The sequence below is a fragment of the Cupriavidus sp. 01T418 genome (genome assembly GCF_056398885.1).
Genome location: NZ_JBFTQG010000001.1, coordinates 172,571 through 196,914 on the forward strand (window position 1 = coordinate 172,571; position 24,344 = coordinate 196,914).

Below are 24,344 nucleotides of genomic sequence, written 5' to 3' on the forward strand. Positions count from 1 at the left end.
CGGGCGCCGGTGATGGAGACGGGAAAACGCTTCAACTGTGTTACTTTCCTTGCGTACCTGATCCTCGATGCAATCATGTTCAACTGGCAATTCATCTCCCGCTTCGGCGAGACCTCGCTGTTGCTCCCGGTCGCCATGCTGATCGCCGCCTGGCTGTTTCACGTCCGCGCCATGGCCAGCGCGTGGCGATGGTTCCTGAGTTTCGGCGTGGCCGCCGCCACGGTGCTGGTCTCCAAGCTGGCGTTCATGGGCTGGGGTATCGGTAGCGCCGCACTCGACTTCACCGGATTCTCGGGGCATAGCATGATGGCCGCATCGGTGCTGCCGGTACTGCTTTATCTGCTGGTCCCGGTCTCGTGGCAACGCCTCGCGCCGGGCGCCGGCTGTATCGGCATGCTGCTCGCGTTGCTGGTCGGCATTTCGCGGCTGGAGCTGGACGCGCACTCCAGCTCGGAGGTGCTGAGCGGACTGATCCTCGGCTTTGGCGTGAGCCTGCCCATTATCCTGAGTTCGGCACGGCCGGTACGCTCGGCCCCCGCAGTGGCAACAAGCCTGGTGCTTGTCCTGATGCTGGCGGTACCTGTCGCGGGCGTCGCTGCGCCCACGAATCGCTGGCTGGAGGTGCTCGCGACCCGGCTGGCCGGGCGCGACAAGCCTTTCCAGCGCGGCCAATGGCGTTCCTGGGCATTGCAGAACGAACACGTGCAAGTGCTGACGCGCCTGACGCCGGCGATGCCGCAGCTGCACTGACGCGCTGACGCCGGCAAGAGCCGGGGCGCCCTGTGTGCGTAAGCAAACAGACGGGCCGTCCCGGCGGCGCAATCATGGTCTGCATCACAGCTTGGGTATGCCAGGTGGAGGCCGATCATGTCGACAGTCCGAGCTTTCGTAGCCGAGCGGCAATCCGCGCTGCAGATCCTGTACCGCATCGCCGATGCCGGCATCGTCGCTGCCTGTGGCGTGGCTGTCGGTGCCTTGGTCTTCCCCCAGGGCCTGTTCGCTGCGCCACCGGTGCACGGCATCCTCGTGGCCTTGTGTGCGGTGGGTGCATTGCTGGTGTTTCCCGCCTGCGGCCTTTATGGTTCCTGGCGCGGGCGCAGCCTGGCCGCACTGGCGCTGCGCACGGTGGCCGCGTGGTGCGCGGTGTGCCTGCTGGGCCTGGTCGCGGCCTTCCTGATGCACCAGGTCGCCATGCTGTCGCGGTTGTGGTCGATGACGTGGCTGCTTAGCGTAGCCGCCGCGCTGGTGACGTCGCGCATGGTGCTGTACAACATGCTGGGCAGCGTGCGCGAACAGGGCATCAACGCCAAGCGCGTGGTCATCCTCGGCTACGGGACGCTTGGGCACGAGCTGTATCAGCGCGTGCAGCGCATCCGCGGCGCCGGCTACAAAGTGGTCGGCATCTACGACGAACGCGAGAAGACCATCCCCGCCGGCGTGGCACGACTCGAATCGCTCGAGCATGTCTGTGCCTTCGTGCGCGCCAATGGCGTGCGCGAGATCTGGCTGACGCTGCCGATGGCGGCATGCCGCGACCTCTATGACGTGGTGTTCCAGTTCCGCAATGACATGGTCGACGTGCGCTGGGTGCCCGACATCATGTCGGTGGAGCTGCTCGGCCACCGCTTCAGCGATTTCCTCGGCATGCCGGTGATCGATCTGAACAGCCCGCCCATCTCCGGCATCACGGGGCTGCTGAAAGCGAGCTTCGACCGGGTCTTCGCGCTGCTCGTGCTGCTTGGCCTGTCGCCGCTGTTGATGACGATCGCCGTCCTGGTCAAGTTGTCCTCGCCGGGGCCGGTGCTGTTCCGCCAGGCAAGACTCGGCATGGATGGCTCGCCGTTCCATGTCTACAAGTTCCGCACCATGGTCGTGCACCAGGAGAAAGGCGTGACGCAGGCCACGCGCGATGACGTGCGCGTGACGCGCATCGGTGCCTTCCTGCGCAGCACGAGCCTGGACGAGTTACCGCAATTCCTCAACGTGCTGCGCGGCGAGATGTCCGTGGTCGGTCCACGCCCCCATGCGATCGAACACAATGAGTTCTACAAGGAACTGATCGACCGGTACATGCTCCGGCACCGCGTCAAGCCAGGCATCACCGGCTGGGCGCAGATCAATGGCCTGCGCGGCCAGACCGACACCGTCGAGAAGATGCGCAAGCGCGTCGAGTTCGACATCTACTACATCCGCAACTGGTCGTTCCAGTTGGACATCTCCATCATCCTGCGCACTGCCCTGCATGGATGGACCGGCAAAAGCGCGTTCTGAAGCTGGCGGAGGGGCGCTCTACCTGCCGGGATCGGTGGGATAGCGCACTTCCTGCAACGGTGATTCCGTGTTCAATGGCACCCATATCAATCGCTGGAGATCGACATGAAAGCAACGATCCGTCACATCCTTGGCGAGGTAGCACGACTCACCGTTCCGGCAGATGAACTGAACGACGGCACGGACCTCTACGAGGTAGGCCTGTCTTCGCTGGCGACCGTGCATGTCATGCTGGCCATCGAGAATGCCTTCGATATCGAGATTCCGGATCGGATGCTGACGCGGCAGTTATTCCGCAGTATCGATTCGCTCGCCGCCGCCGTGCAGCAGATCAAGCAGCAGGAGGTGGCGTGAACGCCCCGCTGGCCAGGATGGAGCTGGCACCTCCGAAGACGGAACCGGCTTCCAGCGCGGCGCTGCTTGCCGCTGCGCATGTTGTCGCCGCAGTGGCGGCCGAGCACGGGGATCACGTGGACCGCGAGGCAAGGTTCCCTCAGGAGGCCATGGCCGCGCTGCGTGAGCAGCGCCTGCTTGGCGCCATGGTGCCGGTTGCCTGCGGCGGCGCGGGGGCATCGCTGGAGACCATCGCGGCCATCTGCCAGATCCTCGGCGCCGCTTGTTCGTCCACCGGCATGATCTACGCCATGCACCAGATACAGGTTGCCTGCGTGGCCGGGCATGGCGTGGGGAGCGCGTGGCATGAAGGCCTGCTTGCCCGCGTTGCCGCCGACGAGCTGCTGCTGGCCTCCGCCACATCGGAGGAAGCCATCGGGGGCGCACTGCGCTACAGCGGTTGCGCGGTCGAGCTCGAAGGCGAGCATTTCCACTTGCTGAAGGTCGCGCCAACCATCTCATACGGGGCGTACGCGGATGGCATCCTCGTGACGGCGCGCCGGCATGCCGACGCCCCGCCGTCCGATCAGGTGCTGGTGTGCGTGCTGCACGGCGACTACACCCTGCAGTGCCTCAACACCTGGGATACGCTGGGCATGCGCGGCACCTGCAGCAACGGCTTCCGGCTCGAAGCGGCCGGGCAGGCTGCGCAGGTACTGCCGGTTGCGTTCGGCGAGATCGCCGACATCACCATGACGCCTGTCTCGCATATCCTCTGGAGCGCACTCTGGCTTGGCATCGCCGGCGACGCGGTCCAGCGGGCCAAGACCCTCTTCCGGGGCCAGGCGCGGGCAAAGCCGGGTTCGCTGCCGCCCTCGGCGTCCCATGTTGCCGAAGCGGTGAGCCAGCTGCAGATGATCGAAGGACGGCTGGCGCTGGCGCTGGCTCGCCAGCGCCAGCGCGACGCAGGCGTGTCGGTATCGGCTTCGTTCTCGCTCGCGGCAGAGATGAACGGCCTGAAGACATCGGTATCGGAGATGGCGCTGCAGGTGGTGCACGAGGCCATGCTGGTTTGCGGCATGGCCGGCTACAAGCACGGCACGCCCTTCAGCCTCGGCCGTCACCTGCGCGATCTGTGGTCGGCGCCATTGATGATCAATAACGACCGCATCCTGGCCAACACCGCCAACCTGCTGCTGGCAGATCGCTCCTGAAAGAACCACCATGGATTCCACAACCCTCATCAGCGACACCCCGGACATGAGCGGAGCCGACGTTTCGGCGCCGGCCCGCACCGGGTCGCCATCGTTTCTTGCGGCGCTGCTCGACGCCGGCCTCCTGATCGCGACCGGCGTACAGGGCCTGTACGGCCGCAGCGAAACGTTCGAAGCCATTGCCGACGGCCTGAATGCGGCGATCACCGCGCTCGGCAGCGACCAGCACGCCGAAGTCCTGCGATTCCCGCCCGCCATCGGGCAGGCGGACTTCGAGACCAGCGAGTACATGAAGAGCTTTCCCCAGCTGGCGGGCACCGTCCACTGCTTCTGCGGCGACGACCGCGGCCACCGCCGCTTGCTCGCGCGCCTGGAAGAGGGCGAGGCGTGGACCGACCAGCAGGCATTCTCCGGCGTGGTGCTGACCCCGGCGGCCTGCTATCCGGTCTACCCGGTGATGGCGCGCCGCGGCGCGCTGCCGGTGCAGGGCAAGGTGGTCGATGTGCTGTCCTACTGCTACCGGCACGAGCCGTCGCTGGAGCCGACACGGATGCAGCTGTTCCGGCAGAGGGAATACGTCTGCCTGGGGCCAGCAGAGCGCATCGTGGCCTTTCGCCAGCTGTGGATGGAGCGCGGGCAGCAACTGGGCAAGGCGCTGCAGCTTCCGCTTGAAGTCGAGGTGGCCAATGATCCCTTCTTTGGGCGCGGCGGCAAGATCGTGGCCGATAGCCAGCGCGAGCTCAAGCTCAAGTTCGAACTGCTGATTCCGGTCAATGACGGGGCGCCGTCCACAGCCTGCATGAGCTTTAACTACCATATAGACCATTTCGGTGCGCTGTGGGACATCCAGACGCACGACGGTGGCACCGCGCATACCGGTTGCGTGGGCTTCGGCATCGAGCGGCTTGCGCTCGCGCTGCTGCGTCACCACGGACTCGACCCTGCACGTTGGCCGCGAGGCGTGCGCGAGCGGCTCTGGAGCGCGTAATGTATGGAGCACCCAGGTTGGGGGGGCGTGGCGGACTCGGTCTGCGCGGCGGAAATCCCGTGTGGGCGCACGCAAATTGCGATGTCGATCTGTGGATAGAGCTTTTGCATGGCTGGGAATTCGACCCCATTGCCGCGCTGGCATTCGCCGTGAGCCAGGATTTCGAGGGTGATCAATTCACATTGGTCAGTTTCCCGCTCGGCGATCTCGAACGGCTCTACGGCGTTACCGCGCACGACTTGTCTGTCTACGACAACCTGCAAGCGCACGTTGCCGCGCAGACATGCCGCGGTAACGTGGTACTGCTCGACGTCGACAGCTTCCACCTGCCTTATGCCGCCGCGGCGGGCTACCGGCGCCAGCATGCGAGGTCCTGCATCGGCGTGGACCTGCTGGTGCCGGAAGCCATGACCGCCGGTTATTACCATGGCGACGGCTACCACACGGTCGGCGGCGAGGAATACCAGGCCATCTTTTGCTTGCCGGCGGAACTGATGGACAAGGATATCGCGCCGTATCCGCGTGCGAGAGCGGTACGGCGCCGCTTTGCTCCCCAGACCGATGCCGCATCGGTGCGGATCTCGCTCGACCTGCTGCGCCGCCACCTGGCACGACGGCCGCGGCTCAATCCGATCAGCGCCTTTCGTACGGTTTTTCCCGCGCACCTGGATCAGATGATGGGGCGTGGGGAGCCTGGCTTCCAGGTCTATGCGTCGAGCGTGCTGCGCCAGCTTGGCGCGAATTTCGAGCTGCTGGGTTGCTACCTGCGCTGGCTGGTGATGCATGGCCAGCCTTTGCCGGACACCATCGCCGAGGCTTGCTACACCATCGCCTCCGAGGCCATGGTGATGCAGTTCCGGCTGATGCGTGCCGTCATCAGCCGCAAGCCCGACCCCTGCCACGATTGCCTCGATCAGCTCGAGATGTCCTACAAGGCGACGGTGCCGGCGCTGGCGGCCTATTTCGGGGAGGGTGGCGCGTGAGCGCACGCGATCTCGACATGCGTCAGCGCCGCTTGCAGGCACTGCCCGGCGTCGCGGTAAATGGTGCGCCGTTGTCCGGCCAGTGGACGTGGCTCGAAACCTCCGCAGGCGCTGCCAGCAGCCCGCACGCATTGCCGCAGGACGCTGGCTGGCTGGCTGCCCCGGTGCCCGGCACCGTGGCAGGTGCCCTGCGCGCTGCCGGCCGATGGAACGATGCCGAGCCGCCGCCGCTGCACCAGCACGATCACTGGTACCGCGTGTGTTTCACGGGCAGCGGCCGCCGCCTGCTGCGCTTCAACGGCCTGGCGACGTTGGCGGAAGTGTGGATGAACGGCGTGCTGGTGCTCACCACGCGCCATATGTTCGTGAGCCATCAGGTCGAAGTCGACCTGGCGGGCGAGAACACACTGCACCTGTGCTTTCGCGCGTTGCATCCCTGGCTGCGCACGCAGCGCGGCGCGGTGCGCTGGAAGCCGCGGATGATCGCGCCACCGACCTTGCGCGCGGTGCGTACCACCTTGCTTGGCCATATGGCAGGCTGGTGTCCTCCGGTGCATGCGGTGGGGCCGTGGCGTCCGGTCGAACTGCTGGATCCCGCCAGCGACGATGCGTTGCACGGCTTGCGCGCCGATCTGGCCAGCCGGATCGAGGGGCATGAGGGCGTGGTCTCCCTGCGGCTTCATTTTCCGGGGGAAGCGCCGCTGCAGGGCAGCTTCGGTGCCGTCGACGGTGACGGCGAAACGGTTTGCCGCGGCCAGTTGCGCCGCCTGGATGCCCACACGCTGACGGGTACGGTGCGCATTGCGCATGCCCGGCTATGGTGGCCGCACACACACGGCGAGCCCTATCTCTACCGCGTCGAAACCACGCTGCAGGGTGCCACGGTGGAATGCGGCCGCATTGGCTTTCGCACCATCGAGGCGGACCGCGGTGCCGCGCCTGGCGCCTTTGCCTTGCGCGTCAATGGCGAACGGCTTTTCTGCCGCGGCGCGTGCGTATCGAGCCACGACCTGCACGGCCTGTCGGATGCGCAGGAGACGGTCGGACGCTGGCTGGCACTGGCACGCGGGGCCGACATGAACATGGTGCGCGTGAGCGGCGTCACCTGCTATCCGGGCGAGCGCTTCTATCGGCTCTGCGACGAACTCGGCCTGCTCGTATGGCAGGATTTCATGTTCGCCAATTTCGACTACGGCAGCGGCGACGCCGCATCCGCGCTGATGGACGACGCCGCATGCGAGGTGACGGAGTGGCTGGTTTCCACGCGCGCGCACCCGAGCGTCGCGGTGCTGTGCGGCGGCAGCGAGGCCGAGCAGCAAGCCGCCATGATGGGCGTGGCGCGTACGGACTGGCGCCAGCCACTGTTCGATGCGGTGATCCCCGGCCTGGTGGCCGCGCACCGGCCGGATACCGTCTACGTGCGCAACTCCCCTTGCGAAGGCGCCTGGCCCTTCCAGCCGGACGCCGGCGTCAGCCACTATTATGGCGTCGGCGCCTACCAGCGCCCGCTGGCGGATGCGCGCCTGGCCAATGTGCGTTTCGCCGCGGAATGCCTGGCGTTCGCCAACGTACCTTGCCAGCGGACCCTGGCCGAGCACGCGCTTGGCCAGCCCTTGCACGATCCCCGCTGGAAGGCACGCGTCCCGCGCGATGCCGGCGCGCCGTGGGATTTCGAAGACGTGCGCGACTTCTACCTGCGCGCGCTGTACGAAGTCGATCCGCCGCGGCTGCGCTACGAGCAGCCAGCGCGCTACCTGGCCCTTTCACGCGCGGTGGTGGCCGAGATCATGACCGATGTCTTCAGCGAATGGCGGCGCGTTGGTTCCACCTGCGCGGGTGCGCTGGTCTGGCAGCTGCAGGATTTGCTGCCGGGGCCGGGCTGGGGCATCGTGGACGCATGCGCGCGTCCCAAATCGGCCTGGCATGCCCTGCGCCAGGTATGGCAGCCGCTGCAGTTGCTCCTGACCGACGAGGGGCTCAACGGCTTGCACCTGCACCTGCTCAACGAATCGCCGGAGCCGCGCCGGGTGCACTTGTCGCTGCGCTGCTACCGCGACGGCGAGACGCTGGTGGCCGAAGCCACGCAGGATCTCGTGCTGGCCGCGCGTGAGGCGCACCGCATCGAGGCCGCGTCGCTGATGGATACGTTCTTCGATTTCACCTACGCTTATCGCTTTGGTCCGCCGGCGCACGATGTCGTGGTGGCCACGCTGGCAGGGGCCGATGGCGGCGAACTGCTGAGCCAGGTGGCATACCTGCCGGATCGCAGGGCGAGCGCCCTCAAGCCGCCTGGCCTGAAGGCCGATCTCGAATGCGTGGCGGGCGAATGGTGGCTCACAATCAGCACGCAGCGCTTCGCGCGCTGGGTGCATATCGAGGATCATGTCTTCCAACCGGCACAAGACTGGTTTCATCTTGCTCCCGGCGAGAGCCGGCGTATCCGCCTTATGCATGAAGGGGGCGCACAGGCGCACGGCGAGCTCATCCCTTCGGGCGAGATTCACGCCATCAACGCCGAGCGCCCGATCAGCTACGACGCATAGGGTGCGCGGCCGATTCCGGCTCCCGGCATGGCTTGCGCCGCCGCCGGCGCGTGCGTGCGTGTCGATGCGGGCGGGCGGCCAGCCGCGCCGGTGCCATCTCCTACCTACCAAGGGATGAACTAGTACTAGCCGTCTGCCCACTGTCACAACCGAGCTGCGTGGCGCTTAATACAGATAACCAGTTGGCACGAAGTCAGCGGTTGTTTGCAATGGGTGGAGCGGCATTGCCAGTAGCGTCCAGCAATAAGGGCGTCAGCGTGTCTTGCTGGCACAAGCCGTGATCCTAGGGTCCAAGGGAGGTCCAACATGATCACGCACCGGTCAGATCTGCATGTCAATCATTTGCTCAGCGCATTGCCGCGCCACGAATGGGAGGCATTGTGTCCCCATCTCGAACTGGTCAGGCTCCGCGCGGGGGAGTTGCTGACGGATTCCGGGCAGCGCATCGTCCATGCCTACTTTCCCACCACGGCGGTGGTCTCCATGCTTTCGCTGCTCGAGGACGGCGCCACGGTCGAGTTTGCGGCGATCGGCCATGAAGGCCTGGTTGGCATCCCGGTCGTCACCGGCGGCGATACCATGCCCAGCCGCGTGGAAGTGCGCAGCCCGGGCTTCGCCTATCGCATCCCGGCACGCGACCTGCGTAGCGAACTCATTCGCACGCCGGTGCTGCTGCGCGTGACGCTGCTCTACGTGCAGGCCGTCCTGACCCAGATCGCGCAGACCGCGGCCTGCAATCGCCATCATTCCCTCAACAAGCAATTGTGCCGCTGGCTCCTGCTGGCGATCGACCGGATGAGTTCCAACGAGCTTGTGATCACGCAGCAGGTGATCGCCAACATGCTCGGTGTCCGGCGCGAAGGCGTGACGGAAGCGGCCGGCAAACTGGAGGACCTCGGGCTCATCCACCACAGCCGCGGGCATATCACCGTGCTCGACCGCTGCGGCCTCGAGAAGCACTCCTGCGAATGCTACAAGCTGGTCAAGCGCGAGTACGACCGGTTGCTGCCGGCCTTGGCGCACGCCTGAGGAAACGGACCCCGGCGCGCCGGGGTCCGTTGGCACAGGGTTCAGGCGTGAAGGCACGTTGCGCACCCGAACGCCGAGACCAGGCTGGCCATGGCGCGCTCATAGGCCGCTTCCAGCGTATCCAGGCAGTCCGTGCAATCGTCTTGCCGCCGGCGCGCCACGGCCCGCGCCAGACGGAATTGCAGCACCTTGCATTCGATGGCAACGGCGCGGGCCGCAAGTGCCGCCGCTGCCGGGGTCCTGTAGTCATGCTCGGCCAACCAGCCAAGATAATGATGAAGCAACTCGAAGCTGGCACCGAACTGCCGCGGCAGGTTGAAACTGTATTGGTGGAAGTAGGCATCTCCACGCGCCAGCAGGACTTCCATCTGCCCGCCAAAGGCCTTGCGCCACTGGCTGACCGGGTTGGTTTCGGGGCGCCGGCACAGGTGATGGCGCATCAGCGATACCGACGCATCCACCAGTTCACGCGTGCGCAGCGGCGGCCTCGCCTGCCGGGCAAACTCGGCGTACGGAAACAGGATGTTGCCGTTGCCGCTCAGTTCGGGCGCAAGCCGCATCGCCCCGCGGTAGTCCTCTCCTGCCAGCACGTGATAGCCAAGGCTGTGGTAGTAGCCGAACTCCTGGGATGCCGGCGTGATGCGGTCGACTGCCACCGTGGTCTTGACGTGCTCGCGCCGGTAGGCGGTGGCGCGGGCATCGGGCAGGTAGTAGCTGTCGAGTTCCACCAGCACGGTATGGCCGCGGCTCACCTGTGCCAGGACGTGGGCCTCGAGCGTGTCATAGACCGGCATTTCCTGCACCACGGTGCCGTACAGCAGCTCCAGGTCCATCTGCGGATACTTGAAGAAGGTGAAATGGTCGCCCTCGAAATCCTGCGCCACCGTGAACGGCAGGGCGGCACGGGGATCGAGTCCCCAGCCGTGCAACAGTTCGATCCACAGATCCATATAGCAGTTGGTTTCCTGCCAGATCGCGTCTGGGCCATGCAGCGCGTGCGGATGGATCGCGGGAGCGGCAGTACTGGTGAGGAGCTCCGCCATCGGGGCGGCGCGCGGGCTTGCCTGCGCCGCATTGTCCGCGCCGTCGCCAGGTATGAGTACAGCGTCCCGTTTCATCTCCTGCCTCCTGCGTCTGTTGTCGTTCCGTTGTCGTGCCGCCTTGTCGCTCGAATCGCTCGAATCGCTCGAATCCCGAGATGCGCCCTGCCTGCCATTGCAATCGCATTGGCTCTTCCAATCCGTTCGGTGCCCAACAGAGCCAACAGAGAATATGACACTGTGATGAACACATTGGTGCGGGAACAGGCGGGCGCCTGACGTGTGCGGCAACGAACAGATGCCCTTGATCCCGCTTCCTACACTGACTTTCAGCATGCACCGGACCGTCCTGCCCAGGCCGGCTTCGCGTCCGGGAGCGTTACGCCCCACGCCGGGTGCAGCGGCTGCAGGCGCACCGGCGATCCCCGGGATAAAGACAGCGCAGGGCGTGTCCTGCGCACGTGACGAGTTTCCGCAGCCTCTCCGGGCTGCGGCTGGCAAGGAGTCAAGATGAAAGCAACGAACCGGGAAAAGCGCCAGGCACTGGACGTGGCGGCAAAGGTGTCCACCGGCCGCGGCTTGCAGTCCATGCCGATGGCAGTGATCCAGCCGGTCATCCTGGCCGGCGGCTCCGGAACCCGGCTGTGGCCGCTGTCGCGCGAGCAACATCCCAAGCAGTTGCTGAACCTGGTTGCCGAAGACACGCTGCTGGAAGCCACTGTGCACCGTTTCGACGGCCTGGTGCAACTGGCCGGCCGTGCTGCAAGCAAGGAAGTGCCGCCGATGGTGGTATGCGGCGAGGACCACCGTTTCATGATCGCTGAGTTGATGAAGCGCGCCGGGAAGCCCGCGCAACTCATCGTCGAACCCTGTGGACGCAACACCGCGCCCGCGCTCACCATGGCGGCGCTGCACGCCGTCGCAGGCATGAGCGAAGGTGCGGATGCTGTCCTGGTGGTGACCCCGGCGGACCACAGCGTGGCGGATCCGCAAGCCTTCCGCCAGGCGCTGGCGACGGCGATACAGCATGCCGACTGGGGCGCCATCGTGACGCTGGGGGTGCGCCCGCTTGCAGCGGAAACCGGCTACGGCTATATCCGCGCCGGTCGGCGCGAGCATCACGGCGCCTTCGCACTCGAGCGCTTTGTCGAGAAACCCCATCTGGAGCTGGCCGAGCACTACGTGGCGTCGGGCGACTACTGGTGGAACGCAGGCATCTTCGTCGTGCGGGCCTCGATCTGGCTCAAGGCGCTCAGCCAGTTGCAGCCTGAGATGTACCAGCAGTGCCAGGCGGCTTACGAGGCCGGCGAGTGCCGCGGCAACACCTTCAGCATTGGCAAGGAAGCGTTTGGCAACTGTCTGTCGGACTCGATCGACTACGCGGTGATGGAGAAGCTGGAGACCATGCCCAGCGTGAGCGGGATGCTGGTGCCGCTGGACGCAGGCTGGTCCGACGTTGGCTCCTGGGCCGCGATCTGGGATATCGCTTCGAAGGACGCAGCAGGCAATGTGGGACGCGGACGCGTGCTGTTCGACGGCGCCTCATCCTGCCTGGCGCATTCCGAGGGACGCCTGATCGCGTGCGTCGGGGTAAAGGACGTGGTGGTGGTGGAGACGGCGGATGCCGTGCTGGTCGTGGACAAGGCACATGTGCAGGACGTCAAGAACGTGGTCCAGCGCATTCGCTCCGATCACGGATGCGAGGTGGTGAACCACCGCAAGGTCCACCGCCCCTGGGGCTGTTACGACTCCATCGATCACGGCGAGCGTTTCCAGGTCAAGCGCATCGTCGTGGATCCGGGGGCCAGCCTGTCATTGCAGATGCATTACCACCGTGCCGAGCATTGGGTGGTGGTACGCGGAACCGCGCGCGTGACTTGCGGCGACACGGTCAGCATCCTGTCCGAGAACCAATCCACCTATATCCCGATCGGCACGCTGCACAGGCTGGAGAATCCGGGCAAGACGCCGCTGGAGATCATCGAGGTCCAGTCCGGTGCCTATCTGGGCGAGGATGACATCGTCCGATTCGAAGACAACTATGGGCGCGGCTAGCACTGCGGTACGGAAACAGGCCCCCGCTTGCATGCTGCCGCGGACAGGCCGGGGACGAACCTAGCGGGGGAATTTGCTGTGAGCAAAATGTCATTAGCCGGCGTCGCGCCGGATCGCATCGCGCCTGCAGGTGTGTTGCTCGACCATATCGGCTGGATCCTTGCCGCCGGCCTGACGGGTGCCGCGGTGGCGGCGCTGCTGGCGCTGTCGACACCGCAGCAGTTCCGCGCCGAGGCGCTGGTACAGATCGGCGTCAGGGATGCCGTCACGCAGGGGGTGGCGCGCAGCGCGCAGTCCGCGCCCTTCGACGTCGGCATGCTGAAAAGCCGCGCGATGGTCGGCCCGGTGGTGGAGAGGCTGCATCTCGATATCTCCGCCGAGCCGGTACGCGCACCGCTGCTGGGCAGCCTGGCCGCCCGCTTTGCCACGCCGGGCAAGTACGGCGAGCCTTGGCCGGCGAGCCTCGGCTATGCGTGGGGCGGGCAGCGCATCGCGGTGGAAAAAATGAGCGTGCCGGAGCGCCTGCTCAACGTGCCGCTGCTGTTGGAGGTCTTGCCGGAGCAACGCTTCGTGCTGCGCTCCGAGGATGCGGTGCTGCTGGAGGGCAGGGTTGGTGAGCCGGCCAGCGGCAACGGCGTGGAGTTGCTCGTACAGCGCATCGACGCGCTGCCCGGTACACGCTTCACCTTGACCCGCCACGACCTGGCGGCCACGGTCAGCACGATCGCGGGAGAGATCAAGGTCAGCAGCGAGGAGGGCGAAGCCGGTACGGCGCGCATCGCGTGGCAGAGCACGAACCCGAAGCTGACCGCGGCGCTGCTCAACGGTGTCGCCAACTCCTATATCTCGGGGCGCACGGCGCAGCGCAACGACGATGCGGCCAGCACGCTGGCATTCCTTTCCGGCCAGCTGCCGCGCGTGCAGGGCGAACTGGAGCGCGCCGAAGCCGCGCTGACACGTTACCGTTCGCGCTCCGGTTCGATACAGCCCTCGCAGGACGCGCAGTCCTATCTCAACGGCAGCATCGACTACCAGAAGCAGATCGCCGCGCTGAAGATGGAGCGGACCGGATTGCTGCAGCGCTTCACCACCGAATCCAACGAGGTGCGCACCATCGACAACAAGATTGCGCAGATGATGCGTGAGCGCAAGGATCTGGATGCGCGCATGCAGAATCTCTCGGTGTCGGAGCGCGAGTCGGTGTCGCTCACGCGCGATGTCAAGGTGGCGGAAGACATGTACATGATCTTGCGCAACAAGGTCCAGGAATTGTCGCTGGCCGTCTCGGACCACAGCAGTCAGGTCCGCGTGGTCGACAGCGCGGTGGTGCCGATGACGCCGGTGGGGTCCGGGCCCTGGCCGCTGACGGCCGGCGGCGGCCTGCTCGGCCTGTGCCTGGGCATTGTCTGCGTGAGCGTACGCCAGCGCACGAAGCCGACTGTTGCCAGCGCCAGCGCAGCCGAAGCCCTGCTCGGCATGCCCATGCTCGGGGATATCGCGTACAGCCGCGAGCAGCAAGAGCTGGACCGGCTCATCGAGGCCAAGGCGCGCCTGGGTATCGCCGCCGGCTTCGCCGCGCAGTGCGCCGGGCGCCTGGAAGGGCCCGAGCCGGGCCACGCACTGGAGGCGATCGACGAGTCCTACCCGGACTTCATCAAGCATTTGCTGCGTCAGGGCTTGCACGACCGCTACCTGCTGGCGCGAAGCGCCCCGCATTCCCTGGCCGTCGAGGGCTTGCGCAGCGTGCGCGCAGCGCTGCATTTCGCCTTGCGCAGCGCGGCCGACGGTGTGGTGGCGGTGACCAGCCCGGCACCGGGCGCGGGGAAGACCTTCGCCGCGATCAACCTGGCGGTGCTGTTTGCCGAAGCCGGCCAGCGTGTGCTGCTGATCGACGCGGACCTGCGCCGGGGCAAGGTGGCGAGCTGGTTCGACCAGTCGGCGGAGGGCGGTCTGTCGGAGATCCTGGCGGGCCAGCTTACGCTGGCCGCCGCCGTGCGCCCCACCGTCGTCAGCGGCTTGTCGATCCTGACCACGGGCGCGACGCCCCACAATCCCTCCGAACTACTGATGCGTCCTGCCCTGGCTGAGTGCCTGCGTCTGTGCGGCAAGCGCTTTGACCTGGTGATCGTGGATACGCCGCCGGTGCTGGCCGTGGCCGACGCGACGCTGGTGACGAATATCGCCGGGTCGACACTGGTCGTGGTGCGCGCGGACCAGACACCGCCGGACCAGGTCGAAGAGACGCTCAAGCGCCTGGCCCGCTCGCACGCGCGGCTGCTGGGTGGCATCTTGAACGGCGTGGCGGCACGGCGCAGCAACCGGGCCGATTTCAACAGCATCAATCCCTATCTGGGTATGCCCGAGCCCGTGCCCAGCGTGCCGAAGCTGGAGCGCGCGGCCGGCGCGGAGGGAATGGCATCATAGTGCCGCCTGGCGTTGGCGAGCGTACCCGTTTCTGCGTGGGCTTTGCCGGCGCAAGCGGAGACGAAAGCAGCGCCCAAAAAAATGAGCAACGGACAGAGCGTTGGCATGAAGCGCGTCATACTGCACGGCTGTGTCGGATGGCTTCACGGCGAGACCGGCGGGACCGGTGTGGTCCTCTGCGCGCCGGGTGGGCACGAAGCCATGTGGTCGCATCGTGCCTGGCGCCACCTGGCGGATGATCTGGCCACTGCCGGCCTGCCTGCGCTGCGCTTTGACTATCCGGGCAGCGGCGACTCGGACGGCAGCGAGGACGATCCTCGCTTTGTCGAGCAAGCCGTGGCCAGCATTGTCGCGGCCGCGGCGCGGCTGCGCGAGCTGGCCGGCGTCGAGCGGGTAGTGCTTTGCGGCCTGCGTCTTGGCGCAAGCCTTGCGGTGCTCGCCGCCGAAGTCATGGCCACCGATTGCAGCACGGCGGCCGCAGGCCTGATACTGTTGGCGCCGGCGGCCAATGGCCGTGCCTACTTGCGTGAACTGCGGGCGCTCCACGGCAATTGGCTGAGCAGGGCGATTCCCGATCTTGTCGTGGCGCCTGCGCAGGACGGTGCGCAGCAAGTCCTGGCATTTCGCCTGGTGGCGGAAACCGTGGCCAAGATCGGCGCGCTGAATCTGGCGTACAGACAGGCTTGCCCGGCGCCACGCGTGCTGTTGCTGGATGCCTGGCCTGGTACTGCCTCGGCGGTAGCGGCGCTGGCGGCAATCTACCAGGCCGCGGGGGCGCAAGTCCAGCTTGCCGCGTTTGACGAGTATCCCGGCATGATGCAATCGGCCGAGTATGCCGCGGTGCCGGAGCGGGCCTGGCGGAAACTGGTCGACTGGGTGCGGCCGGCCGCCGCGCCTGCGCGGCCGCAGACGCGCAGCGGCGTCCCGCGTGCGCGGCCGACACCGGGTTTGCAGGTGGACGGCGGTTTCGAGCAGCCGGTCTGGCTGGGCGGCGGACGCCTGTTCGGCATCCTTTGCGTCCCAAGCAAAAGGCTGTCGGCACACACCGCGGTGATTTTCCCGAATACCGGAGGCAACCACCACGTTGGCGATGGCAGGATCTTCGTCACGCTGTCGCGCCAGCTCGCCCGCCGGGGCGTGGCCGCGCTAAGGCTCGACGTGTCCGCGCTTGGCGACAGCCCGGCGGCGGCACGGCAGATGAGCATTCCATCCATCTATTCGCCGCCGCCGTGCGCGGATGTCAGCGCCGCGGTCGAGTGGGTACGAGCGCGCGGCTTCAGGCGCGTCGTGCTTGCCGGAGTCTGCTCGGGCGCCTACCTCAGCTTGCACGCTGCGCTCGCCAACGAGGGCGTCAATGGGCTGGTCCTGGCTAACCTGGTCAAGTTCCGCTGGGATCTCGCGGACGATGCCTCGGCCGGCAGCAAGCTGCAATCGATACGAGGCTACCTGGTGGCGGCCCGCAAGCCGGAAAACTGGCAGCGGCTGCTGCGCGGCGAGATTCGCGCATGGCCGATTGCGTCGAGCCTGGCCGGCCGGATCGCGCGGCGTGCCGCCGAGCGCCACGCCAGGTTGATGGCACGGCTGCGCGGCATCGCCGACACCACCACGGTCAGCGGCTTCGCCTGCCATGCGATGGGCGAGTTGAACCGGCGCGGCGTGCATATCGATTTTCTCTACGGCAAGGGCGATGTCGGCCTGGAGGAGGCAGCGTTCTGCTTCGGGGGCGACATGAAGGCCATCAGCGCACTGGAACGCGTGAAGCTTCAGACGCTGCCTTGCATGGACCACTCGCTGTTCCTGCCGGAGAGCCGGGAGGCATTTGCCGAGTTCCTGGTCCGCCATGTCATGCGGCACGAGGCCGAGCTGATCGCCGAGACTGCAATGATGACGGGCGGTAATCCGCGCGACGCGGCTCGGGTATCCGAGCCATCTTTTCCCGCCATGGGGCTGTTCAATTCATCTGATCATTGATTTCCGTTGCCCGCAGCTTGCGGCGGAGAGACCGGACTGACGCATGGGCAGGCTTACCGGTCCCTGCGCGATCCATGCGCTCCCCTACCCGTTCCGTTGCCGCTCCCGATGGCGTGGCGGACAACGAGAAAGCCGGCGCCGTTGGGGCGCCGGCTTTCGGCAACGTCAGACTATGCACGCTTGGTGTCGCCGTACTGATTGAGATAGCGGTACTTGCCGTAGTAATAGTGCGAGCGGTACCAGCGGCCTTCGATCTGCAAGCCATTGAACAGCACGCCCTTGATCTCGCTGCCGGCCTGGCGAAGCGCCTTGTCAGCGCTTTCGAGTTCGCCGAGGGTGGTCTGGTCCGCACGGGCCACCATGAAGACCGCGCCGGCCTTGGAGGCCAGGATACCCGCATCGGACGCGGCCAGCACCGGCGGCGTGTCGATCAGTACGATATCGTAGCGACGCTTCAGTTCATCGAGCAGGGTATCAAGCCGGTTGTCGAGCAACAAGTCAGCCGGATTCGGGGTCTCGGTGCCGGTCGCGATAAAGTCCAGGCCGGGCGTCACGCCACGATGCAGCGCCTGATCGAGCGGCGTTCCCGCCAGTACCTCGGTCAGGCCGGGGGTGCGCTCCACGCCGAAACGATGGTTAAGGCCGCCTCTGCGAAGATCGGCGTCGACCAGTACCACGCGCTTTCCGCCTGCGGCGAGCACCGTCGCGAAGTTTGCGCAGATGAACGATTTACCCACTCCCGGTGCCGGACCCGTGATGACCACCACGCGGCAGCGGCCGTTGGCCAGGGCGAACTGCAGTGCCGAGCGGAAGCCACGCAGGCTCTCTATTGCCGGGTCGCCGGGTTGCTGCAACGCCAGTAGTTCGCCGATTACCTTGTCGCCGGACTGTTCCTGTTGCGGACTGAAAGGAATGGTGGCGTACACAGTGAGCCCAGTGCGCTGTTCGATCTCGTCCGCGTCGCTCACGCCGCCATCGAGGGTTCGCCGCAAGAAGACGGCCAGCAAGGCCAGTGCAATGCCCATTAACGTCGAAACACCAAGAATCAACTTCCGATTTGGCCGCACCGGCATGATCGGCGCCTCCGCCAGATCAACCAGGCGGGCCGTGCCGACCTTGCTTGCCTTCACCAGCTTCAGTTGCTGAACGTCATTCAGCAGCGATTGGTAAAGCTCGGTGCTGACCTTGACATCACGCATCAGGCGCAGCACGTTCTGCTCAACGTCCGGCAGTTTTTGGATCTTCCCGCTCACTCCGTTCAGCTGGGATGTCAGGCTGGCAATCTGGCTGTCCAGGATCACGATAGTGGGATGATTGGGCGTGAAACGGGCGATCAATTCCTGGCGCTTTTGCCTGAGATCCTGCAGGCGGGTCTGGATCTGGACGGACTGGCCGAGGATCAGCTTCGATTCCTCGCCGAGATCGATCGTGCCGCGCTGATTGCGCATCGCGTTGTAGCGTGTTTCCGACTCCTCCACTTGCTGCTTGAGTTTCGGCAGCTGGCTCTCCAGGAACTCGAGGGTTTTTTCCGCTTCGGCCCCCTTGCGCCGCACGTTCTGTTCAACATACGCGCCGCCGATCTCATTAAGGATCGAGGAGACCATCCGTGGCGATGCCCCATCCAGCGTAACGCCGATCACGCCGCTCTGCTTGCCTCGCTCGGTGATCGTCAAATCGCCTTGCAATGCATCGATGGCGGCCGCGCGGGGAATACGGCGAACGATAAAGAGCGAGCCGGGGCGACCGATCATCTGGTCGACCAGCAGGCTGAGGGGGCCGGCGGGGGTATCAACCTTCAGCGTTTCACCCACGCGGCCGTTGGCCTGCACGTCGTAGCCGGGAATCCACAGGCGATACGCCTTGTCGCCAAGCGCGGTCAGTTGGATCGCTTGTGCCTCCAGCTTCGTGGGGACGTCGAGCCTGGAGACCTCGACCGACTCCTGGCCCCAGGCGAAACCGCCCCGGCCGAACAGTCCCGGCGTGGATAGTTGCGCGTTGTGGCCGGCGATCGCCGGTCCAATGATCGGGAAATAACGCGGCGTGGCGGAAATGTCGAGGCGCAGATTGTCCACCGCCTTGCCCACTACCATGCGCGAACGCAGCAGCTCGATCTCCGCGGATACCGTCGGCTTGACGTCGAATACGGGCGCGGCGGCAGGAGTCGTCTTGGTTGAGTTGGAAGCGGTGTTGTTATCCTCCACCTGCACCAGGATGTTGGCCCGGTAGACCGGCGTCGCCAGGAGAGCGTAGACCAGGCCCGCCAGGGAGATCAAGCCTGCGATGACGATGAACGTCCAGCGATAGCGAACCAGAACGTCGACATAGGCGGTAAGGTCGATCGGCTTGCCGCGGTCGTCCAAGGTGTCGGGAACCTCGGTCCGCGAACTGAAAGTATTCATGATGCCTCCCCGTGTTGGTTAGCCAGTGCCATGTTTTGTATGCGGGCCGACCATGACTCGACGCCTTGCTTGATCAGACCGAGCACGATGGCAAACATATTCTGCGAGCAGCAGAACGGATCCGGCACATCGGCGGGAACGAATTCACATAACCGGAACGTCTTTCCACAGGCGATCCCATATCTGCTCTCGAGTTCATCGCGCTGTTCGGTGTCCATCACCAGCACCAGGTCGGCGTTCGCGACCAGCGCCGCGTCGACGGTGCGCGCATGGTGACCAGTGAGGTCGTAACCCTCCTCGGCCAGAAGCCGGGCGGCGCGCGGGTCTGCCGGGGCGCCGTCGGGCGGCTCAAGCCCGGCGGAGCTGATTTCGCATCCCGGCAAGGCGCGCCGGAGCAGGGCTTCCGCCATTGGGCTTCGGCACGTGTTGCCCAGGCAGACGACAAGGATCGAACGAACCATTGGCGCTCCCCTCAGGGGCGAACGACTGAAGACGCTGTGCCCACGACTGGCTGAATCAGCAGACTCATGACCCGGCTCCATCGCACCACCTCGCGGGCATCCACATAGACCACGTCCTTGGGTTCCAGTTCGAAGCCTTCGGCAACGGCCAGCGCTACGGGGGACGAGCCGTCGAGATGGAATACCTTTGGCTCGCCTTCGGGCATCTTGCGGATCACGAAGATCTGCTCTGCATTGGCGGAGCCCGGATTGACCCCGCCCGCATCGCCGAGCGCCTCGTTGAGGCTCATGCGCCCGTTACGCATCAGCAGCGACGAAGGACGCAGCACTTCACCCGTTACGAAGACCTTGCTGTCTTCACGCTGCTCAACCCGCACGATGTCGCCGGAGCGTAGCAGGATGCGCGCGGGATCGATGCCCTTGGCGAGCAGGGCCGGCATGTTGACGTACCAGCTATGCTCGCCCCGTGTGACACGCACGCGGCTGTTGTCGCCGGTCAGGTTCAGCACGCCACCCGCGCGGTTCAGGGCTTCCACCAGGGTCATCGGTGCGTCATCGATGGCCTGCATGCCGGGGATCTTCACTTCGCCGTCGACGTAGATGCGCTGGCTGCGAAAGCCCAGCACGCGAACCGTCATCTGAGGGTCCTTCACCACGCGTGACAGGATGCGAGCCATCTGGTCGCGGACCTCATTGGCCGTCTTCCCGGCTACCTTCAACACGCCGGCATAGGGAAACTGAATGTCGCCCTGCGCACTCACCACATAGCCCGGAACATTCGAGCCTCCGCTGGAAGTGGGAATCTCGAACGCCGCGCCGATGCTATAGGTCTGCGTGGGGAAAACCAGTTCCGGATGGTCCCAGACGACCACCGAGATGATGTCTCCGGGACCGATGTGGTATGGCTGTGGTGTCGCGTACAGCTCCTCTACGCCCTCATTGGTCGGCCTCGCCTTCGCGTGCATTTCCCGTACGAGTTCAAGTGTAATTGGCGTCACGTTGGGGACGGAGTCGGGGCCTACGGCGCTCACCGATGACTTGGGATCGAAATACATGCCTGGCGAAGCGGCGCAGGCGCACAGCAATGCGGTTGCGCACAGCATGCCCAGGTGCAGGACGGTTCGATGCAGACGAGTCTGGCTGATGGAAGAGCCGTTGCAGGGTCTGAGAGTGTTCACTGCTTTCTCCTCGTAGCAGATGGACACGGCACGGGATGCCATATCCTCCGGTAAGGGCATCCTAGGCACCCCAGGCCGTCGATTCGGTTCGTTGTCGCACATAGACGCGGTGGCATGGCGCCGGCTGGATCCGCGGCGGCTTCCCGGGCCTGGGCAAGGGCCTGGGCAATGTGGGTCGCCGCACGGAATCCGGGCTGCCGGCGACCTACGCTGCGCACATGGCAGCGGGAACGCAGGGCCGGAAAGGCAACTTGCGGGCCTGCCTATCTCGGTGCACGGTTGGCCCGGCGCAGCGCCTGAGAGCGAAAGTACATCGCCATCCGATGATGCCTGGCTTGGCGCCGGGATGTACTCGAACGGCCCGATTGAAGGAATGAAAACAGCATGCCTGCCGCGCTCCCGAAAATACTGATCTATAGTGCCCCGTTCTATCCCCTGATGGGTGGCATGGAACGCTATGCGGAGGATCTGGCCAGCGGTCTCACCGAGCTTGGTTGCCAGGTCCAATTGGCGACCCGCACACCTGCTGGCTCGCAGAGCGATGCCGAGCGTTTCAGCTTTCCCGTGCTGAGGATCTCGGGATACGATGTCCTAGCCCGCGCCATGCTGAGTAGCGACCTGACGCTTTTTGTCGGCTTCACGTTTTTCGATGTCATGCTTGGCACGCTGCTCCTGCGCAGGATGATATTGACGCACCATGGCGCGTACTCGGAGCCCGACGATATGCATCGATTCTCCGCTGGAGCCGTCAAGCGCTGGCTATGCCGTTTCTTCCGGAATATCAGCGTGAGCCATAACCTGGCCAGCAGGCTGGCTGGCAAGCACCTTGTCATTCACAATTGTTATCGTGACGATCTGTTCAGAAGGGGAGCGAACTCCCGTCACGAAGGCAGTTTCGTCTTCGTCGGGCGGCTCGTCACGGAGAAGGGGGCACATCTGCTCATCGAAAGCTTCGCAAGGATCCATGACGAGCGGCCGGAGGTGCGCTTGACGATCGTTGGCGACGGCCCTGAGCGGGATGCCCTGACAGCGCTGGCGGCCGGCCTTGGGTGTCGGGACGCCGTGACATTTTCAGGCAGCCAGCCGGCGGAGGCAGTTGCCCGGATAGTCGCCACCCATCAGTGCCAGGTGGTGCCATCGATCGGAAACGAATCGTTCGGCATCGCCGTGCTGGAAGGGCTGGCGGCAGGCTGCGAAGTCATCGTGACCAGGCAGGGGGGGTTGCCGGAGGCCGTCGGCGCTTTCGGCTGGGTCGTGGAAACGAGCGTGGATGGTCTGTGTACTGCCATGAAGGCCGTACTGGCGGGCGAGTCGAGACGCCTGGAGCCCGGCATTTCCGAATATCTGCAGGAACATGCGCGACTGGCTGTAGCCGGGAAGTACGCGGATGCCATCACGCTGGCGCTCCAAAGCCCGGTGCGCGCAACATCCGCGGCCTGAGCAGCCGACCGCAAGGCAGCGTCGCGCAGAGGGCTGGGGGCCGTCGCCTGGGAGCTAGGCTTTTCTCCAGGCGTCTTCGTGGTGCGTCAGGCATTTTCGCAGGAATCCCAGAGGATCCGTCCCACAAAAGACACTGACGCGGGGCAGCCCGAACGGATCGTCGGTCACGCGGGCGAGGCCGCGTTCCGTCACGGTAGCATTGTCGTATCCGGCTTCCCTTGCCATCTGGCGGTGAATCAATTCCTGGCTGCCGTAGGGATAGCAGAAGGCAGTGACGGCGCGCCCCAGCAACTGCTCAAGTTCTTCTTTTGACTCGGTGATCTGGCGGCGTGCCTCATCAAGGCTAATGCGGGGAAGATTCACGTGATCGAGCGTGTGCGAGCCCACCTCATTGCCCAGTTTGTCCCATTCACGCATTTCGGCGATGCTCATCAAAGCGGCCGACGGCACGCCTAATTCGCGATCCCAGAAATTGCTGCCGTCCAATTGCTTCGACACGAAATAATTGGTTGCAGTGAAGCCGAGTTCGGCAAGAATCGGCAAAGCATGCTGATGCACATTGCGGAATCCGTCGTCAAAGGTGATGCCGAAGACCTTGCCAGTCCGCTCGCCGCGCAGGTAAGGCATCAGATCACGCATCGAGAGGCCTCGGTAGCCCAGGCCGCGCATCATTCTCATCTGGCGGTGGAAGCTTGTCGGATGGACAGTCAGCCCTCTGGCCGGAGTGCGGCGTGGCGGAGGGACCGCGACCTGATGGTAGGTAAGAATCGGGATGGACATAGCAAGCTGGCAGCAGTGTGGCTGTTGGGCGCTCCGGTCTTGCCGGACCGGGTGAACAGGCCTCGGCGCGAAGGCTCGGGAACCTCAAGGGTATTCCATGCGCGTCCGCCAGGGGAGACCGGGGCGCCGATGCTTTGTGCGGCTTGCCACATTCCACTGTGATGATCGTGGCCGTACCAGGTACTCGGGCCGGCTATCCTGGCGTGTCGTCCGGCCTCGTATTGCGGGTCCGGCGTCATGACCGGTACATCCGTGTGCGAGCGAACAGATGCAAGCGGCAGCCGGCTGCATCCTGTCGGCGTGCAGGCAAAGCGGCCTGCTTACCGACACGATCGCGAGAGGCGGGAAAGCATCCGTTTCACGGCCCGTCCATGTGAGGTTGGCATGAAAGCAGACACCGCAGACACCGTTCAGGACCGGATCAACCGAAAGGCGTGGAGTAGTTGGGGAGCGCGACACTGGTTTGGATCACTTCAGGGTTGGACCGATCCTGGGGAGGCCGCCGCCGTGCGGTGGATGGCCGATGAGGTCCGGAACCAGCCGATTCTCGATATTGGCGTGGGTGGCGGCAGGACGGTGCCCCTGCTGACGGCTATCAGCCAGGATTACACGGCGATCGACTACATGCCGGAAATGGTGGCGCTCTGTCGGCGCAATCATCCCGGTGTCCGCGCACACCAGATGGATGCCCGCGACATGTCGGCGTTCGCCGACAACAGCTTTGCGCTTGTGATGTTCAGCTTCAATGGTATCGATGCGGTCGACTACCAGGGGCGCGGCGCCATCCTGAGCGAAATCGCGCGAGTGCTGCGTCCCGGCGGAATGGTTCTGTTCTCGACGCATAATATGCGCGGGCCCAGCTATCGGGAAAATCTCACGCGCTTCCTGCGCCTGCCGCGGCTCTCGGCGAACCCGATCGCAGTGGGGATCGATGCGGCGCGTATCGTTTACAACCTGCCGATCGCCGCATTCAACTACCTGCGCCATGCGCCGCAGAATCGCGAATTCAACGGCTATGCCATACGTGTTTGTGCCGCGCATAAATTCGGCATCGTGATCGTCTATACGGAAATTGCGGCGCAGAAGCGCGGACTCGAATTTGCCGGAATGCGCAGCCTGGTCACATTCGGCAATCTCGACGAGCATGAGCTTCAGGAAGGGGCCGATTTGACAAGCATCAATTGGTTTCACTTTGTCGCCCGCAAGCTTTGAGCGGCGACGTCGCTGTGCAATCC

Annotated in this window: 18 protein-coding genes; 13 read left to right on the forward strand and 5 right to left on the reverse strand. The window is 65.2% G+C overall.

Going from position 1 to position 24,344, the window contains the following annotated elements:
* The first annotated feature begins 75 nt into the window (after window positions 1-75).
* The 8 genes from AC1DQ3_RS00795 to AC1DQ3_RS00830 all read left to right on the forward strand — a co-directional run bounded on the left by AC1DQ3_RS00795 (window position 76) and on the right by AC1DQ3_RS00830 (window position 9,361).
* Entirely contained in the window at window positions 76-750 is a 675-nt protein-coding gene (locus tag AC1DQ3_RS00795) for a phosphatase PAP2 family protein (protein ID WP_477118263.1), read from the forward strand.
* A 117-nt stretch (window positions 751-867) separates the two neighbouring features.
* Window positions 868-2,271, forward strand: coding sequence for an undecaprenyl-phosphate glucose phosphotransferase (locus AC1DQ3_RS00800; protein WP_477118264.1), 1,404 nt, complete (start codon window positions 868-870; stop codon window positions 2,269-2,271).
* 105 nt (window positions 2,272-2,376) lie between these two features.
* On the forward strand, window positions 2,377-2,625 hold the full coding sequence (locus tag AC1DQ3_RS00805) for an acyl carrier protein (protein ID WP_477118265.1): 249 nt from the start codon (window positions 2,377-2,379) through the stop codon (window positions 2,623-2,625).
* 17 nt (window positions 2,626-2,642) lie between these two features.
* A complete protein-coding gene (locus tag AC1DQ3_RS00810; RefSeq protein WP_477118493.1) occupies window positions 2,643-3,818 on the forward strand; it encodes an acyl-CoA dehydrogenase family protein in 1,176 nt (391 codons plus the stop codon).
* A 10-nt stretch (window positions 3,819-3,828) separates the two neighbouring features.
* Window positions 3,829-4,806, forward strand: coding sequence for an amino acid--[acyl-carrier-protein] ligase (locus AC1DQ3_RS00815; protein ID WP_477118266.1), 978 nt, complete (start codon window positions 3,829-3,831; stop codon window positions 4,804-4,806).
* Window positions 4,806-5,789 carry a DUF1839 family protein gene (locus AC1DQ3_RS00820; protein WP_477118267.1) on the forward strand — a complete coding sequence of 328 codons (984 nt, stop codon included), beginning with the start codon at window positions 4,806-4,808 and terminating at the stop codon, window positions 5,787-5,789. Before AC1DQ3_RS00815 ends, AC1DQ3_RS00820 begins: the two co-directional genes overlap by 1 nt.
* A gap of 17 nt (window positions 5,790-5,806) precedes the next feature.
* On the forward strand, window positions 5,807-8,332 hold the full coding sequence (locus AC1DQ3_RS00825; protein ID WP_477118494.1) for a glycoside hydrolase family 2 protein: 2,526 nt from the start codon (window positions 5,807-5,809) through the stop codon (window positions 8,330-8,332).
* Window positions 8,333-8,638: 306 nt separating this feature from the next.
* Window positions 8,639-9,361, forward strand: a complete 723-nt coding sequence (locus tag AC1DQ3_RS00830) for a Crp/Fnr family transcriptional regulator (protein ID WP_477118268.1) — start codon at window positions 8,639-8,641, stop codon at window positions 9,359-9,361.
* A gap of 41 nt (window positions 9,362-9,402) precedes the next feature.
* Here the strand turns inward: AC1DQ3_RS00830 and AC1DQ3_RS00835 are convergent, their stop codons facing one another.
* Window positions 9,403-10,479 carry a DUF1839 family protein gene (locus tag AC1DQ3_RS00835; RefSeq protein ID WP_477118269.1) on the reverse strand — a complete coding sequence of 359 codons (1,077 nt, stop codon included), beginning with the start codon at window positions 10,477-10,479 and terminating at the stop codon, window positions 9,403-9,405.
* Between the two features lie 510 nt (window positions 10,480-10,989).
* On the opposite strand from AC1DQ3_RS00835, the gene AC1DQ3_RS00840 reads away from it, so the two are divergent.
* The 3 genes from AC1DQ3_RS00840 to AC1DQ3_RS00850 all read left to right on the forward strand — a co-directional run bounded on the left by AC1DQ3_RS00840 (window position 10,990) and on the right by AC1DQ3_RS00850 (window position 16,851).
* Complete coding sequence (locus AC1DQ3_RS00840) at window positions 10,990-12,456, forward strand: mannose-1-phosphate guanylyltransferase/mannose-6-phosphate isomerase (protein WP_477118495.1); 1,467 nt, start codon at window positions 10,990-10,992, stop codon at window positions 12,454-12,456.
* 87 nt (window positions 12,457-12,543) lie between these two features.
* Complete coding sequence (locus tag AC1DQ3_RS00845; RefSeq protein ID WP_477118496.1) at window positions 12,544-14,880, forward strand: polysaccharide biosynthesis tyrosine autokinase; 2,337 nt, start codon at window positions 12,544-12,546, stop codon at window positions 14,878-14,880.
* A 105-nt stretch (window positions 14,881-14,985) separates the two neighbouring features.
* On the forward strand, window positions 14,986-16,851 hold the full coding sequence (locus AC1DQ3_RS00850) for an alpha/beta fold hydrolase (RefSeq protein ID WP_477118270.1): 1,866 nt from the start codon (window positions 14,986-14,988) through the stop codon (window positions 16,849-16,851).
* A 170-nt stretch (window positions 16,852-17,021) separates the two neighbouring features.
* Here AC1DQ3_RS00850 and AC1DQ3_RS00855 read toward each other — a convergent pair whose 3' ends face one another.
* From AC1DQ3_RS00855 to AC1DQ3_RS00865, 3 genes are read right to left on the reverse strand one after another with little or no spacing between them, the layout of a single operon-like run.
* Entirely contained in the window at window positions 17,022-19,250 is a 2,229-nt protein-coding gene (locus tag AC1DQ3_RS00855) for a polysaccharide biosynthesis tyrosine autokinase (protein WP_477118271.1), read from the reverse strand.
* Window positions 19,247-19,711, reverse strand: coding sequence for a low molecular weight protein-tyrosine-phosphatase (locus AC1DQ3_RS00860; protein WP_477118272.1), 465 nt, complete (start codon window positions 19,709-19,711; stop codon window positions 19,247-19,249). Before AC1DQ3_RS00860 ends, AC1DQ3_RS00855 begins: the two co-directional genes overlap by 4 nt.
* 11 nt (window positions 19,712-19,722) lie before the next feature.
* Window positions 19,723-20,814, reverse strand: coding sequence for a polysaccharide biosynthesis/export family protein (locus AC1DQ3_RS00865; RefSeq protein WP_477118497.1), 1,092 nt, complete (start codon window positions 20,812-20,814; stop codon window positions 19,723-19,725).
* Window positions 20,815-21,273: 459 nt separating this feature from the next.
* On the opposite strand from AC1DQ3_RS00865, the gene AC1DQ3_RS00870 reads away from it, so the two are divergent.
* Window positions 21,274-22,329: a glycosyltransferase family 4 protein gene (locus AC1DQ3_RS00870; protein WP_477118273.1), complete on the forward strand. Its 1,056-nt coding sequence runs from the start codon at window positions 21,274-21,276 to the stop codon at window positions 22,327-22,329.
* 54 nt (window positions 22,330-22,383) lie between these two features.
* On the opposite strand, the gene AC1DQ3_RS00875 is transcribed toward AC1DQ3_RS00870, so the two are convergent.
* Window positions 22,384-23,109: a polysaccharide deacetylase family protein gene (locus tag AC1DQ3_RS00875; protein WP_477118274.1), complete on the reverse strand. Its 726-nt coding sequence runs from the start codon at window positions 23,107-23,109 to the stop codon at window positions 22,384-22,386.
* A gap of 384 nt (window positions 23,110-23,493) precedes the next feature.
* On the opposite strand from AC1DQ3_RS00875, the gene AC1DQ3_RS00880 reads away from it, so the two are divergent.
* Window positions 23,494-24,321: a class I SAM-dependent methyltransferase gene (locus AC1DQ3_RS00880; protein ID WP_477118275.1), complete on the forward strand. Its 828-nt coding sequence runs from the start codon at window positions 23,494-23,496 to the stop codon at window positions 24,319-24,321.
* Window positions 24,322-24,344 lie beyond the last annotated feature (23 nt).